This is a genomic window from Desulfogranum marinum (assembly GCF_963675105.2).
Lineage (GTDB): Bacteria > Desulfobacterota > Desulfobulbia > Desulfobulbales > Desulfobulbaceae > Desulfogranum > Desulfogranum marinum.
The window spans coordinates 35,348-48,977 of the sequence record NZ_CAXXRO010000003.1 but is presented as its reverse complement, the minus strand read 5'-3'; the positions used below and the strand labels follow the sequence as shown (position 1 = coordinate 48,977).

Annotated in this window: 10 protein-coding genes and 1 pseudogene; 4 read left to right on the top strand and 7 right to left on the bottom strand. The window is 45.0% G+C overall.

Going from position 1 to position 13,630, the window contains the following annotated elements; all coding sequences use genetic code 11:
* The first annotated feature begins 73 nt into the window (after positions 1-73).
* Positions 74-904 (top strand): hypothetical protein, encoded by an 831-nt coding sequence (locus ACHZCY_RS07195; protein ID WP_319548361.1) that lies wholly within the window; start codon positions 74-76, stop codon positions 902-904.
* Entirely contained in the window at positions 901-3,588 is a 2,688-nt protein-coding gene (locus tag ACHZCY_RS07190) for a cation-translocating P-type ATPase (RefSeq protein WP_319548360.1), read from the top strand. The genes ACHZCY_RS07195 and ACHZCY_RS07190 overlap by 4 nt, the downstream gene beginning before the upstream one ends.
* Positions 3,589-3,670: 82 nt before the next feature.
* On the opposite strand, the gene ACHZCY_RS07185 is transcribed toward ACHZCY_RS07190, so the two are convergent.
* From ACHZCY_RS07185 to ACHZCY_RS07170, 4 genes and pseudogenes are all read right to left on the bottom strand, one after another.
* Positions 3,671-3,952 (bottom strand): Fic family protein, encoded by a 282-nt coding sequence (locus tag ACHZCY_RS07185; protein WP_394713383.1) that lies wholly within the window; start codon positions 3,950-3,952, stop codon positions 3,671-3,673.
* Positions 3,953-4,165: 213 nt separating this feature from the next.
* A pseudogene (locus ACHZCY_RS07180) lies at positions 4,166-4,378 on the bottom strand (Fic family protein); the annotation flags it as partial.
* 56 nt (positions 4,379-4,434) lie between these two features.
* On the bottom strand, positions 4,435-5,091 hold the full coding sequence (locus ACHZCY_RS07175) for a class I SAM-dependent DNA methyltransferase (RefSeq protein WP_319548358.1): 657 nt from the start codon (positions 5,089-5,091) through the stop codon (positions 4,435-4,437).
* Positions 5,092-5,322: 231 nt separating this feature from the next.
* Positions 5,323-6,237: a hypothetical protein gene (locus ACHZCY_RS07170; RefSeq protein WP_205224322.1), complete on the bottom strand. Its 915-nt coding sequence runs from the start codon at positions 6,235-6,237 to the stop codon at positions 5,323-5,325.
* A 497-nt stretch (positions 6,238-6,734) separates the two neighbouring features.
* Here ACHZCY_RS07170 and ACHZCY_RS07165 point away from each other — a divergent pair, with 497 nt between their 5' ends.
* Both ACHZCY_RS07165 and ACHZCY_RS07160 read left to right on the top strand, forming a co-directional pair.
* A complete protein-coding gene (locus tag ACHZCY_RS07165) occupies positions 6,735-8,276 on the top strand; it encodes an alkaline phosphatase (RefSeq protein ID WP_319548357.1) in 1,542 nt (513 codons plus the stop codon).
* A gap of 90 nt (positions 8,277-8,366) precedes the next feature.
* The gene (locus ACHZCY_RS07160) at positions 8,367-9,503 is read left to right on the top strand and encodes a YibE/F family protein (RefSeq protein ID WP_319548356.1); all 1,137 of its coding nucleotides are present in this window, start codon (positions 8,367-8,369) and stop codon (positions 9,501-9,503) included.
* Positions 9,504-9,661: 158 nt separating this feature from the next.
* Here the strand turns inward: ACHZCY_RS07160 and ACHZCY_RS07155 are convergent, their stop codons facing one another.
* The 3 genes from ACHZCY_RS07155 to ACHZCY_RS07145 form a co-directional block, all read right to left on the bottom strand.
* Positions 9,662-10,699, bottom strand: coding sequence for a DUF2278 family protein (locus ACHZCY_RS07155; protein ID WP_319548348.1), 1,038 nt, complete (start codon positions 10,697-10,699; stop codon positions 9,662-9,664).
* A 684-nt stretch (positions 10,700-11,383) separates the two neighbouring features.
* Positions 11,384-12,073, bottom strand: coding sequence for a PAS domain-containing protein (locus ACHZCY_RS07150; protein WP_319548355.1), 690 nt, complete (start codon positions 12,071-12,073; stop codon positions 11,384-11,386).
* 139 nt (positions 12,074-12,212) lie between these two features.
* The gene (locus ACHZCY_RS07145; protein ID WP_319548354.1) at positions 12,213-12,692 is read right to left on the bottom strand and encodes a nitrogen regulation protein NR(II); all 480 of its coding nucleotides are present in this window, start codon (positions 12,690-12,692) and stop codon (positions 12,213-12,215) included.
* Between the last annotated feature and the right edge of the window lie 938 nt (positions 12,693-13,630).

The window sequence follows — 13,630 nt, the reverse complement described above, 5'->3', positions numbered from 1 at the left end:
GGTGACCTTTTCAGGGAGCTTATCCTGTATCGTACATCCTCTTTTAACTGAGGCCTCTATTTGCGGAGGCAGTATGAATGTAATTGCAGCTATTAACGGCCAGATCACTGCTGAAGTATCCGCGTTTTACGCTTTGCATTTTGCTCGCGTTCATGGCTTTCCTTTACGCTTACTGCACATACTCAATCCTGCAGACAATATTGAGGCCGTAGAGAAAAGCATGGCCACTATTGAGCGGGTTGCAGAAAAGTACGGCATGGCAACCAAACGGGTAGTGCTGGGTGGGCCGCCGATTCGGACCATCGAGCAATACCTTCTCGAACATAGCTCTGAAATATTGTTTTGTAGTACCCGCTACCATCAGCGGAAAAATTTATTTAATCTTTCCTTCAGCCAAAAACTCTCTTCCATGACGCTGCCGGCCGATTTGGCGGTCGTTCGGGTGGTGCACCCCCGCACCACTCTCTCCACGAAAAACATATTGCTGTTTATACGAGGGAACAGGCTGTCAGTGGAGAAATTCACTTTTTTTGCCTCTATGGCCAAGGCCTATAAGGCAAGCTGCGAAATATACAGCGTCAGTGTGGTCGGTAAAAGGCAGCGAGCAAGGCTTGATCGGGGGCAGGTCAAGCTCATGCTGAAAAACAATGACGATAGGCTCTCACATTATAAACAACTGGCAAAGCACATGGATATTCCACTGCGGCTTAAGCACTCCATTGCTGTTAATGAGATGGATCAGGTGCTTTACCATTTGTCACACACCAATTTTGATCTGGTGATAGTTGGTGGCGAGAGACTGTCTATGTATTCTTCCATGAGTAAAGCAAAACCCATTGAAAGGCTTCACCGCTCTACATCTGTCAACACTATTTCCTTCTACCAGAGGGGGGGAGCACGGTGAAACTTTTTACGCAGGAAAAAGCAGAGGTGCTGAGAACACTGAAGACCAGTGAACAAGGTTTGACAACCTCTCAGGTAAGCAGAAGGCAGAAGGAATTCGGCCCCAATGTCCTTGAGGAGGAAGAAGAGAAAAACTATTTCCTTTCCTACCTCAAACAATACATCCAGTTTTTCGCCCTTCTGCTTGAGACTGCCGCCATCCTTTCCTTTGTCGCCGATTACTATGCTCCCAATCAGGGCAATAATATCCTGGGCTATGCCATTTTGGGCGCGGTAATCATCAATGCGACCTTTAGCTTCTGGCAGGAATATCGTGCCGACAAGGCAATGGCAGCGCTGCTTAAACTGATGCCCACCATGGTAACTGTACGCAGAAACAATGCAATTACGACCATTGATTCTAAAGAGCTCACCACCGGCGATATACTTATGCTGGTGGAGGGGGACAAAGTGGCTGCAGACGCAGTCGTGCTTGCATCCACCTCGCTTTATCTTAATCTTTCCCCGCTTACCGGAGAATCAAGGCCGGCTGCACGCAATAACCAACCATCGCAACAGACAAATTCTTTACAGGCGAAGAATATGGTGTTTGCCGGTGCCACTGTTACTGCAGGCAATGGAGTCGCTGTGGTCAGTGCAATCGGCAATGCAACGGAATTCGGCAAAATTGCGAGCCTGGCCAAGAATGTTGAGAAGAGCCTCTCCCCCATGCAGCGGGAAATTATAAGGATTACACGATTACTCACCATCATCGCCCTTGTCATGGGGGTGATCTTTTTTGTTTTGGGGCTTTTTTCCGCCAAAGGGCCGCTAATGGCGTCTATCTTTGCCCTTTCGCTGATTGTTGCCAATGTTCCTGAAGGGTTGCTGCCGACGATTACCCTGTCGCTTTCCCTTGCCAGTCAGAGAATGGCGAAAAGAAATGCCCTTATTAAAAACCTTGATTCGGTGGAAACCCTGGGCAGCGCTTCAGTCATCTGTACGGATAAGACCGGAACCATCACCCGCAATCAAATGACGACTCGTTCCATCTGGTTGGCAGGGGGAGATATCGTCAATGTTTCCGGTGAGGGGTACCTGGAGCCGGGAGAGTTCACCTTTGAACAAGAATCAGCAACAGGGGAAGAAAGGCTGGTGGAACTCCTTCAGGCAGGGTTGAATAATTGTAACGCCGCGATTGATGAAAACGAGACCCGCGGCGACCCTACTGAGCTTGCCATTGTGGCGGCGGCCCGGAAAAAAGGCCTGAAAAAAAACGTGGAGCATAAGATACAGGAACATGTGTTCACCAGTGAACGGAAGATGATGTCTTCTGTTTTTCAAAGCGATGGCCAACGTTCCATATACTGCAAAGGAGCAGTTGAGGTGCTGCTCGAAAAGTGTCTTTACTATATGGATAAGGACAACACGAACAAGCAACTCGATACATCCATCATCAACAAAGTGACGCTGCAGGCAGAGTCTTTTGAAAAGGAGGCGTATCGGGTTTTAGCCATAGGCAAGGGAGACGATGAACGTGAAGAAGAGCTGACGCTGCTTGGCTTAGTGGCCATCATGGATCTACCGCGGGCTGAGGTTGCCGAGGCTGTGGCGATATGCCGGCAAGCCGGCATAAGAACCATGATGATCACTGGAGATAACGCCTACACAGCCGCTGCAATTGCCCAAAAAATAGGCATGCAATATGACGGCATCATCCAAGGAGACGAGCTCGAAAACATGAGCGATGAACGGCTGGAAAACATCCTCTCCCAAGAGGACATTCTCTTTGCAAGAATGGCAAGCAAGCAGAAGCTGAGAATAGCAACCGCCCTGCAGAGTGTCGGCGAGGTTGTGGCCATGACAGGGGATGGGGTGAACGATGCACCAGCATTGAAAAAGGCTGATATCGGCATTGCCATGGGGGAAAGCGGAACTGAAGTGGCCAAAGAGGCTGCCGATATGATCCTGCTTGATGATAACTTTTCCACCATCGTTGCCGCCATAGAAGAGGGAAGGACGGTTTATTTTAATATTAAAAAATTCGTTACCTATATCCTCTCTTCCAATGTGCCGGAAATTGTTCCCTACATCCTCCAGTTTTTTTTCAAAATCCCGCTGCCGCTGTCTGTTATCCAAATACTCTCCATTGACCTGGGCTCAGACATGCTGCCGGGACTTGCCCTTGGCAGCGAAAAGCCGGAGAAAAATATCATGAAAAGGCCGCCTGCCGGCAGTCAGGAAAAAATTCTTGATTGGGAGGTTTTCAAACGCGGCTATTTTTTTATCGGCATCATAGAAGCCACAGCCGCGATGGTGGCCTTTCTTTCCTTTCTCGTTTTAAATGGGTGGCAATACGGCACGGTTGATTTGGCCGACCCCTATCTGCACCGTCAGGCAATGACCATGACCCTGTTAGGCGCGGTGAGCTGCCAACTTGTCAATGTGTGGACAATGCGGAGCTGGGAGTTTTCCGCCTTCAGTGTTGGCCTCCTGTCTAACCCGTTCCTGCTGTTTGCCATGGTTATAGAGCTGGCCTGGGTGTGGATGCTGCTCTATGTTGAACCGGTACAAAAAGTCTTTAATACGGCAACTGTGCCCCTTTCTCATTTATGGATCCTGCTTCCATTTCCCATCTTTCTTTTTTTCTGTCACGAGCTTTACAAATGGCGTCTTAGATCTCGTAAAGAAACGCATGGGACATGAAAAATCATATCAGCAGAAAATAATAAGAGGAAACAGTGTTCGATTTGCGTTTCAACAGGTGAAAAGAGGAGACAGCCCACGTTCAATCCTCTCCACGTAGTTGGAGCCACCTCTTGCCTTTACTTGTTAGACGATAGCGTTGGGTAGGGCTGCGTGGTGAATGGGGCTGGGTATATTCGATCCAACCACTTGCTAATGCCGGGTTGAGGTAGTTTTTTCTAAACGTCGGCCGGTGGGACAAGCCAACCGCCTTCACGAGATCAATACTGGCAATTTCTTTGCTTCCAACGGCTCGGCTGCACCTACTTGGTCGTTTACTTGGTCGGTTGCTACGGCTTCGTTGCTGGCGTTTTCTAACCCGGATTTCTCATTAGTTCAGGCGGTGCCAGGTTCAAAGTTTTTGGTGGTAAATTATAGTAGACTATATTTACTACCAAAATACTGAAGAAGATGGTGCCGCATGGACTGACCTTCGGTGAGCATTTTGTCAATTTTGCATGTAATTAATTTAAATAGTATGAGTTCGAAATTATAAGTCTTTTAATAAAATGAAAAAATGCTCATGAGAAATTCGGGCTAAGGCTCTGAGCATGAATTCAATAAAACAAGTAGCATCCCCCTGTTGATCCGATTTGGCCAATACCTGGTAATAAGCATTTTGTCGCTCACGGATCACAGTTTCCACCGGAAGGTAAGCCGGCAAAGGATTCCACTTTTGTAGGATCAACGTTTGCCACAATTGTCCCATCCGGCCATTTCCATCGGAAAACGGATGGATGAATTCGAATTCGAGAATCAATCGGGGTCAGACCGGAATGGTGCTTCTAATCGTAGTTTGGCCAATTCTTACAAATTACCCTCTACAACCGTAAAGCTAATGTAGTGTACGAGAATCTGATCACTGAACTCCTCATTGTCGGGTAGATAGGGCTGAGGTTCAGATATTTGCAGCTGGTCGATAACACCCTTATCTGAGAGTTCATCAAGCACATTCTTGAAGTTACGATCAACGAAAAGGTCACTTCGTTGGGTAACCACAATACTTCCTTTTGGTTTGACTATTCGGCTGAACTCTTTGAGGATAACACTACTATCCGGTAGGTATGTTAAAACCCCTACACAAATCAACCCATCATAGTGATTGGCTGGAATTGATAAGGGCAATTGCTGCATGTTCATTGCTCGTAATGTTCGGTATGCATCGGTCATACCGGCGATTTCCAATGATTGTTTTGAAACGTCTATTCCATCAATCGTTGTAAACCCGATAGAGCGCAACGCTTTGCCACCTAGCCCCGTACCGCATCCTGCATCAAGAATTTTCGAATCTGGCGAGAGTTTGGTTCGAAGAATTGAAGCCACTCGATCAGGCGCTTTGTAGCTCCAATCGGCAAGATTGACATCATAGTCAGGAGCCCAGCCATCATAATAGTCGGCAACATCATCGCTCTTGTTTGAGATGCTGCTCAATCCACTATGTTTGTTGCATTGGGCTTTGTGCATGATTCTCCTTTCGTTTTTTTGAAATTCTTAGGCTGAAGCTACTAAGGTAAAAGGAAGATGCAATAATTTCAACCTTGTTACATTGGTTTAACATCGCCTCCAGTGATTCTTCTCTGGGCTATCGGAGTTGCGGCCTCAACTATTGCCCCCTTTACTTCATAGAAAAAAATCTTCTCCAATCAGCGTTTATGCGTTTCTACCCTGGAAAACGATGGCCGGAATTCCCTGCTGTCAGTGGCCGGATTGCTCTGGGATATGCATTTGCGGATGTCTGGTGGTTGGCATAGCCGTTGTGAGAAAAAGCGAGTTAACAATCCTCATAAGAAACCAGAATATAAGCAATGGCAGGACTAACACCTGAATGACGAAAACACCAAGATAGAGAAATGTTAACCGCAGCAGGTTCTCAACGATAACAGCCTTGTTATCCATAATGACCTGAATGGTATTTTTAAAATCAACCGATTTTTCTTTGAGATAGGAGGCGCTGTTGCCGATGGTCCCCATGAAACCGTCTACCTTGGGAACTGTAGCAACATCCTCTAATTGGTCGATATCAGCGGTACTGGCAGTGAGTTTTTCGTTTGCCTCAATGATTTGTTCCTCAAAGAAGTGCTCCTGAAGAAACTCATTGGCGATAGATGATAGTGGAAGACAGAAACGGGCTATTGCAGCGATGATCAGTACACTTGTCAGTATTCTCTGGAGCTTAAAGACCCTTTCATTTCTAAACCACACAAGCACAGACATGAGCAAAAGGAGTACCGCAAGCAGCTGTGGAACAATGGTAATGCTGATTTCATATGCCAGTTCCTGTACCCCTAATGAAGTAATTGACATGACCAGCACCGTGGATAGCCGCTCAACCATATCATTTATAGGATCTACAATCTGACCTACTGCTAACGACAATCCAATCCCGGCTGGTTCCAATTGTACCGTTGATTGCTGTATGACCGATACGGTGGCATTGATTACCCGGCATACGCCGTAACTGACGCCTGCTTTAGTGATAGACTCTTTAAAATATGAGTCCGCTGTTGAGTCAAGTCCCGGAATCTGTAGCCCTGAAGAGAAGAAGAAGACAATTGACAGGAGTATCCCTATTATTGATTGGGTAGCTGTTTGCTTGACTTTCGATTCCATATTCTGTTGGTGGTTTTTATTGTCGTTTAAGGGCACTCTCTCATTGAGATGGAATACTTTTTCAAATATTGAAAACCGTATCCCTTTAAACCAGCTCCCATCGATTTAACCCTATTTTCTTGCAACTTCACCCAATCATTATCCAAGAGTGAAAAGGGGGTGAAACTCTTTATTAGCTTTTCGGGGTCGTCCAGGCTTTGTATTTGACTTATGGACCCCCCAGTCTCTCTGCTGGTTCCCGGTGAATGAAACTCAACAAGCCTGATACTACTTTGTGGTGTGTAAACTGCTGGAAATAAGGAAAATATATTAACGGTATCCTAATGTTATCCTTATTTAAACCGCATCGGTTCCTTTTCTTAGCCTAATTAAAAAGTAAAAAAACGCTGCTAAACTCGCAGCTCCTTGTTCGGCTGAACTCGAAAACATCAGTAGCTCTTCTCGAACAATAAGAAGTGATTGTACAACTTGAAACCGTAAAAAAAAAGGAGCCCAAAATGACCACCAGTCTGAAAAAAATTCAAAAGGCGGGCATGGCCTGTGTCGCTGCAGCGCTTTTGCAAGGCACAGCCCATGCCGACGTACCAAAGTATGTTTTTTATTTCATTGGCGATGGTATGGCAAGCCCACAGATTCATGCCACTGAAGCTTACCTTGCTGCAGTTGAAGAGGATGATGCCGTGGCCGGTGGAGTAAAAGCCAAATTGCTTAACATGAGCCAGTTTCCTGTAACCGGTATGCAAATGAGTTTTGCCAACGATCGTTTCATTACCGGTTCTGCGGCAGCAGGAACCGCGCTTGCCTGTGGAATGAAAACCAACATCGGTGTGATTTCCATGGATCCCAATGTTACCACCGATTACACCACCCTTGCCGAGGCAGCAAAAGGATGGGGGATGAAGGTAGGTATTGTGTCGAGCGTTTCCATCGACCACGCCACCCCGGCTGTTTTTTATGCACACACAGAAAGTCGTAACAACTACGAAGAGATTGGCGAAGACCTGCTTAACAGCGAATTTGATTATTTTGGGGGAGGTGGTTTTCGCGTCAATAAATATTCGAGTGACACTTATGCAGGTTTTTCCAATGATGATCGTTATGCCATCCTTGAGGACAAGGCTGTTGCCAACGGATTCGTCTTCACCAATACCCAGGCTGAATTTAAGGCGCTCAAAGAAGGTCGGGCTATAGCGGTCAACCCCCATCTTGATAGTTCAAATGCGATGCCTTATGCATTGAACACAAAAGGCAACAAAGGCATTGGTAAAGAGTATCAGGGAACTATCTCCCTGGCGCAATTTACCAAGAAAGGTATTCAGCTGATGAAGAAGAATCCTGAGGGCTTTTTCATGATGGTAGAAGGCGGTAAGATTGACTGGGCAAGTCATGCAAACGACGCACGGTCTGCCATAGAAGATACCATTGCCTTTGATGATGCGATTGGCGTAGCCGTTGATTTTGCGGCAAAGCACCCTGGTGAAACATTGATTGTTGTTACCGGCGATCACGAGTGCGGCGGTATGACACTTGGCTTTGCCGGAACCGGTTACGCAACCTATTACGAAAAAATGGCCAAGCAGAAACTTGCCTATGATGACTTTGCAGACAAGATCCTCAGTTCTTACAAGGGAGCATATGATGGAGTCGTGCCGGCTGATATTGATAAAAAAATGTGGAAGGTGGTGAAAAAATACTTTGGGCTTGACGGTTACGGTCTGACTGCGGAAACGGATGATGACTTGACCGCATATGAAATTGAGCTTTTGGAAGCTGCCTACGATAAGACCATGACGCGTGCAAACGCAAACAGTGATGAAGAAAACACGTTGCTTTATGGCTACTATGACCCTTTCACCGTGACCCTGACCCACCTGTTAAACCGCAAGTCCGGTCTCACCTGGACATCCTTCTCACACACTGCTGTGCCTGTTCCTGTCTTTGCTCAAGGCGCTGGGGAAGAGGAGTTTACCGGTTACTATGACAATACCGATGTTGCTAAAAAGATTGCCTCTGCTATGGGGGTTGAGCTTGGCAATTAATACCAATCCAGTCTCGTCTATCCAATAATTTCTCTTCAGCAGACAGAAGGATTTTCTCTTCTGTCTGCTTTTTTCTGCCATTTTCTTATAATGAATAAAGACAACGTCATTTTTCTCTTTTTTGTCATCTGCTGTATCGTGCTCGTTTTGCTCCCCACCGGTTTTGAGGGCAGTCGATCAACTGATTCCCATCTGGTGAAGGCCAAGGTGCTTTCCGTCGATAACAGAGATTTACGCCAAAATCTTATCGTGTATACGGGAACCCAAGATGTGCAGGTTCAGCTTATGGAAGGTCCTCATGAGGGAATGGAAGCCCGGGTGGTCAACCCTTTAGCTGGAAAGCTGGAGTTTGATGAAATATATGCCCCGGAAGATCATATTCTTGTTGAGTATAAATACAGAAAAGGCAAGGTACACCTGGCGTTTACCAGGGGGTATTACCGCTTAACCCACGAACTGATACTCATTGTATTGTTTTGCGGCCTGATTGTGGGAGTAGCCGGCTTTACCGGAGTAAAGGCCCTGCTTTCGTTTGTGTTTGCCGGACTCATGATCTGGAAGGTCTTGATTCCACTATTTTTAAAGGATGTTGCGCCTATTCCTGTTGCTCTTGCGGTTGTTGCTGCATTGACAGGTTCTGTCAGTTTTCTTGTGGGCGGCTGGACCCGTAAAGGAGTGACGGCTTTTGTCGGTTCCTTTGGCGGCCTGGTGCTGGCCTGCACCCTGGCCAAGCTTTTTGCGCCGGGGTTTCACCTCAATGGAGCGGTCAGGCCCTATGCCGAAACCCTGTGTTATGCCGGTTTTCCCCATTTGAATCTCACAGAGATATTTCTTGCTGGTATATTTCTCGCCTGTTCCGGGGCGGTTATGGATCTCTCCATGGATATTGCGGCTTCCCTTGATGAGGTGAAGAACAAGAAGCCTGATATCTCTTTTAAGGAGCTGTTTACATCGGGCATGGCCGTTGGACGATCTGTTGTCGGGACCATGACAACAACGTTACTGCTTGCCTATTCCGGAGGCTACACGGCAATGCTCATGAACTTTATGGGGCAAGGGCTCAGGATGGAACAGATCCTGAACATTAATTTTGTTGCGGCTGAAATACTCAATGTTTTTGTCGGCAGTTTCGGACTGGTGGCCGTCGCACCGCTCACCGCAATTGCAGGCGCTGCTTTATTTTCACGGCATCATTCACACCACCCTGAGCGCAGCGCCGGCCAATAACCATGCAAACAGGCAAACGGCATTATCCATCAGTATGTTTTGTACCTAAAAAAACGTCGCCAATATCTGACGTGGTCAAGCAGAAAAGGACTCTCTTTCCATGGCTGCTGCTCCAACAAAATTGATGAAAACGTGGCAGGTATGCTCATTTTTACGATCTATCTGAAAAGAGTGATGTAACCCTCTTGTTGAGCTTGCTTCCTGGTGTAGTTGACACCGTCTACCTTTACCCCGTTATTATCGAGCAAAGTGAGCAGGCCGCCTTTGTTCGAAAGTGGGGCCTTGTTCATTTCCACCGTGTGAATGCCTCCTGGGGCTAAGACGATCTCGTCGGCCATCGGTTGCACTTTTTCCGATTTGTTGAGGATAGACCATCCTTTGAGGCTAATGGGTGTTGGACTACGATTCATCAGCCACACCGTTTCCGGTCTTCCTGTGTGGTGGGGAGTATTTTCCGCTCCAACCGGGTTTACCAGCGCGCCGATTATAGCGACGCGTAGATCATCTGCGATGACGGGTTCGCCTGAATGTGTTATCAGCTGCTTGAGATTATTGCTTCCAGGCAAGGCGTTGCCGGTTGATTCGTCTGTGTGCGCCGCCTGGCTGGCAAAGGCAATAAGGATAGATGTATACGAACCATCACTGTTTTCAATGAAGAGTCCACCGTCCTGCCAGACGTCGTTGTATTTGCTGAATTTTCCCGCGCTGCCCTGGTTCATGTGAACGTCGTGAATGCCTTGACGTGCCGGCAGATACGGTTCACCAAACAGATGAACGACGGCTTGACGTTGCACGGCTGATTTCAGCAGAGGAAAGACGAGGTCGAGCACGTCGTTTTCTTGACCCGGGATATCGTGGGGAAGCACTCGCCCTTCTTTGAGATTCATCATATTGCCACGGATGTAATCGAGTGCGATGCCATTGGCTTTGTTCTCCAAGGGCGTGAATCCCTGATTCAGCGCAGAAAGTTTTTCTGTTATGGTATGAGTGAAGTTCAAATTTATCCATACAACCAGCTCGGAAATAGCTGAGCCGGACTTTACATTAATCGAAGCCCGTCGAGCATTGTCATATTCCCCTCCTGTTCCGTCATCATAAAAAAGATGAATGTGAGGAGTATGGGGGTCATCTGCCGCTGTCTCTGCAGAAACCCGAACTGCTTTTCCCGTCCAGACTCCGTATTCTTTTAATGACATATCCATTCTCCACTTTTTAATGTTTTTGCGAAGTCCACCTCACAAGCTGGTGCTCGTTACCGATAGATTTAAGAACCTGTTATGGGGGCAATCTTTATCATTGCGAACTAATCAGCGTTTCGCGGTTAACACCATTGCAAAGAACGATTGGTCGATCCATCCCCCGGCATTAGCAATTTTCACCTGCTGCATACGCTTGAAAAGCAAAACTGATGCCATTGAACTTACAAAAACCTCTTAAAGGGGCTTTTCAAAGATCAGGAAAGATTGGGAATCTAATAGATGGGGGAAAAACGAAATTTTGGTGCATATCCACCAGAAGTGGTGGTTCATATCAAGCAGGTGGTTCATAGGTAAAATTGATAACAGCGAGGAGCCTTGTGGAACATGATGTTGGATATGGCAAGTAGGGTTAAAATTATTTTTGTTTTTCTTATCCGTAGTAGCTCAAGCTTGATCCGTCAACTTGAACTGGTAAGTCTTGAGCGCATCTTGCAGGCCATTATGGAAGTGACTGGCTCTTGAGGTTTACAGGAAACATGTTAAGTTGAGCCACTACTAAAAAGCTTAAAACTTCGTATTGGCAATCCTAACAATTATCTAAACAGAAGGCATACAGAACGAAATTACTGATTGGCGTCTTTGCTGATAGCTGACGGACTACGGTGTAGTGTAATAAATAAACTATTTATTCTCGGTTCCCTTGTACCAATCTTGCTTTCCATATAATTCTTCAACGCATTCGGGGCAGATGCCATGGCTGAAAATTGCGTCCGAATGTTTTGTCACATAGGATTCAAGCTGGTTCCAATATCCTTTATCATCTCGTATTTTTTTGCAATGTGCACATATTGGCAGCAGGCCGCTTAGAATTTTTACTTCATTAAGTGCTTTCTGGAGATTTTTAATCAGATTATCTCTTTCTATCTCCGTCTGTTTCCTTTCCGTTATGTCTTCAATTACTGCAACAATGCCACTAAATTCATTGTTGCTATCAAATATAGGGGCTGCATTAATCGAAAGATAAACTCTTTTACCACTAGCCCATTGAATAGCATGTTCGATACCAAAAACAGGTAAGGCTCTTCTTTTCACTAAATTGAATGGTAACTTTTCATAAGGATATGGATTGCCATCAAAATCAGTTATTTGCCAAGTTGGGTCATTATATGACCTGTCAAAAATATCAGCCTTCTGCAAACCAAGAACTTTTTCAGCCAATTCATTTGCTAACGTAATGTGCCCTTCTTTGTTTACCACTGTAATACCCACAGGGCTTGTTTCCATTAACTGTTTTTGAAATTTTTCTCTCTGTAATACCTTCTGTTCCGCAACTTTTAGTGCGGAAACGTCATTAAAGATCGTGATTACCATCGAAACTCAGCCTGAGTTACAGCCCCGATGATATAACATTGAAATTTCGCTACTTTTTCATTTAGAAATTTGCAAGACCCTCTGATTCTTGCTTGCCACACAAGTTGAACTGAATAATTTTTACTGACATAACAAACAGTTAATCTGCGCGTTCTAAGTCAAGCTGAAGATTAGTGGTAATCACATTAAAGATAGCAACAACATCATTGGAAGGTAATCTGAAAACTATATTTTCAAACCAGCCTTTCCGGACTTCATCTTTATAGTAAAAAGGAGGGATATGCTCTTTTATCCCGGTTTTACAGACTCTCTGCAATGCTCGAAATAAGCTGGTTTTGTTCATATTTGGGAAAAGTTCCAAAAGCCTATGCCCAATTGCATCATTTCGTGAGATTTGTGTAACTATTTCTGCTTCTCTATTTAAAGATTTAAAAACAAAATCAGAGCCGTTGTCAGTTGGTTTGTAGATAGCAACACCGCTTGGCATATACTCAAACAATACTGAGAAGAGATCTTGGTTTTCGTTTATTGTTTCCTCATTTTCTATACGTGCTGATTCAGCTTTTTCTAATTCCTGGATTTTCTTTTCAAGTTCTTCATATGTCGGCTTTGCACACATAAGATCTCTCACAGTTTATTGAAATAACATTTAATTCACATAACTAATTAAAATAATTATTCATTGACCTAAATAGAATCTCCATGCATCAATTAAATAATAACTTGCTTCCTGACAATTGGATAGGAAATTTTCGACATCATGTGTACTGATCAGCCCCTGCAGACTGTTAGGTATCTTGTTTGACACCACAACAGTATCGTGCTGGCTCATATTGAAAATTTGCACTGCCAATGCAAAACGAGCCGTAGATTCGGCTGGTTAAAGTGTTTCCTGTTATGTTGCGAGTTGCCCTATCTATTTGAAATTAAACAGTTTTCGCGACATTTTTCTGAAAAATTAATATTTCTTTAGACATCAGGTAGTTATAGGTCATTTGGGAATTGGTACTATTAAGCTCGCAACATAATTTTCCGACCTTAATTAAACCACGACGGTAAAATTTCTATAGGTACTGAAGGGCTACCTAAGTGAGAAATAATTGATTAAGGAAAGAAATCCAATCGTTAAAGCGCTCATATCACTCGGAATAATTTAACATTTTTAGTGGTTCGTACCATTACACTATGAACAGTTATAAGAATTTTTGAGTTTGTAAATACAAAAAAAGTAAAAAAAGTAAAAAAAGAAAATCCAAAGAAAAAGGAGGAAGAAGAGATAAAATTACGACCACAAAAAGAGGGAAGAAAAGCAAGCAGAGAAAAAAGACACAACATAACGGATCTCGCAACATAATTCCTGTGAAGTTCCTTTATCGGCCCTAGGAGAGGGAACGTGTTCCTGTACACCTTCTAATCGGTAGGTGCACAGGAAAAGTATTAACTAACTAGAAAGGAATGAAATTGAGGCCTTCGATGTGGCAAGCTTAACGCCCAGTTAAGCGGCGACTGGTATGGAGCGGCGTTCGCGCAATTATGGCGAAGCCATGTGTAAATCGC

Coding starts and splice junctions, on each gene's coding strand:
- ACHZCY_RS07155 (WP_319548348.1), bottom strand. CDS start 10,699: ATGTCATTAAAAGAATACGGAGTCTGGACGGGAAAAGCAGTTCGGGTT.
- ACHZCY_RS07175 (WP_319548358.1), bottom strand. CDS start 5,091: ATGCACAAAGCCCAATGCAACAAACATAGTGGATTGAGCAGCATCTCA.
- ACHZCY_RS07150 (WP_319548355.1), bottom strand. CDS start 12,073: ATGGTAATCACGATCTTTAATGACGTTTCCGCACTAAAAGTTGCGGAA.
- ACHZCY_RS07165 (WP_319548357.1), top strand. CDS start 6,735: ATGACCACCAGTCTGAAAAAAATTCAAAAGGCGGGCATGGCCTGTGTC.
- ACHZCY_RS07145 (WP_319548354.1), bottom strand. CDS start 12,692: ATGTGTGCAAAGCCGACATATGAAGAACTTGAAAAGAAAATCCAGGAA.
- ACHZCY_RS07170 (WP_205224322.1), bottom strand. CDS start 6,237: ATGGAATCGAAAGTCAAGCAAACAGCTACCCAATCAATAATAGGGATA.
- ACHZCY_RS07195 (WP_319548361.1), top strand. CDS start 74: ATGAATGTAATTGCAGCTATTAACGGCCAGATCACTGCTGAAGTATCC.
- ACHZCY_RS07160 (WP_319548356.1), top strand. CDS start 8,367: ATGAATAAAGACAACGTCATTTTTCTCTTTTTTGTCATCTGCTGTATC.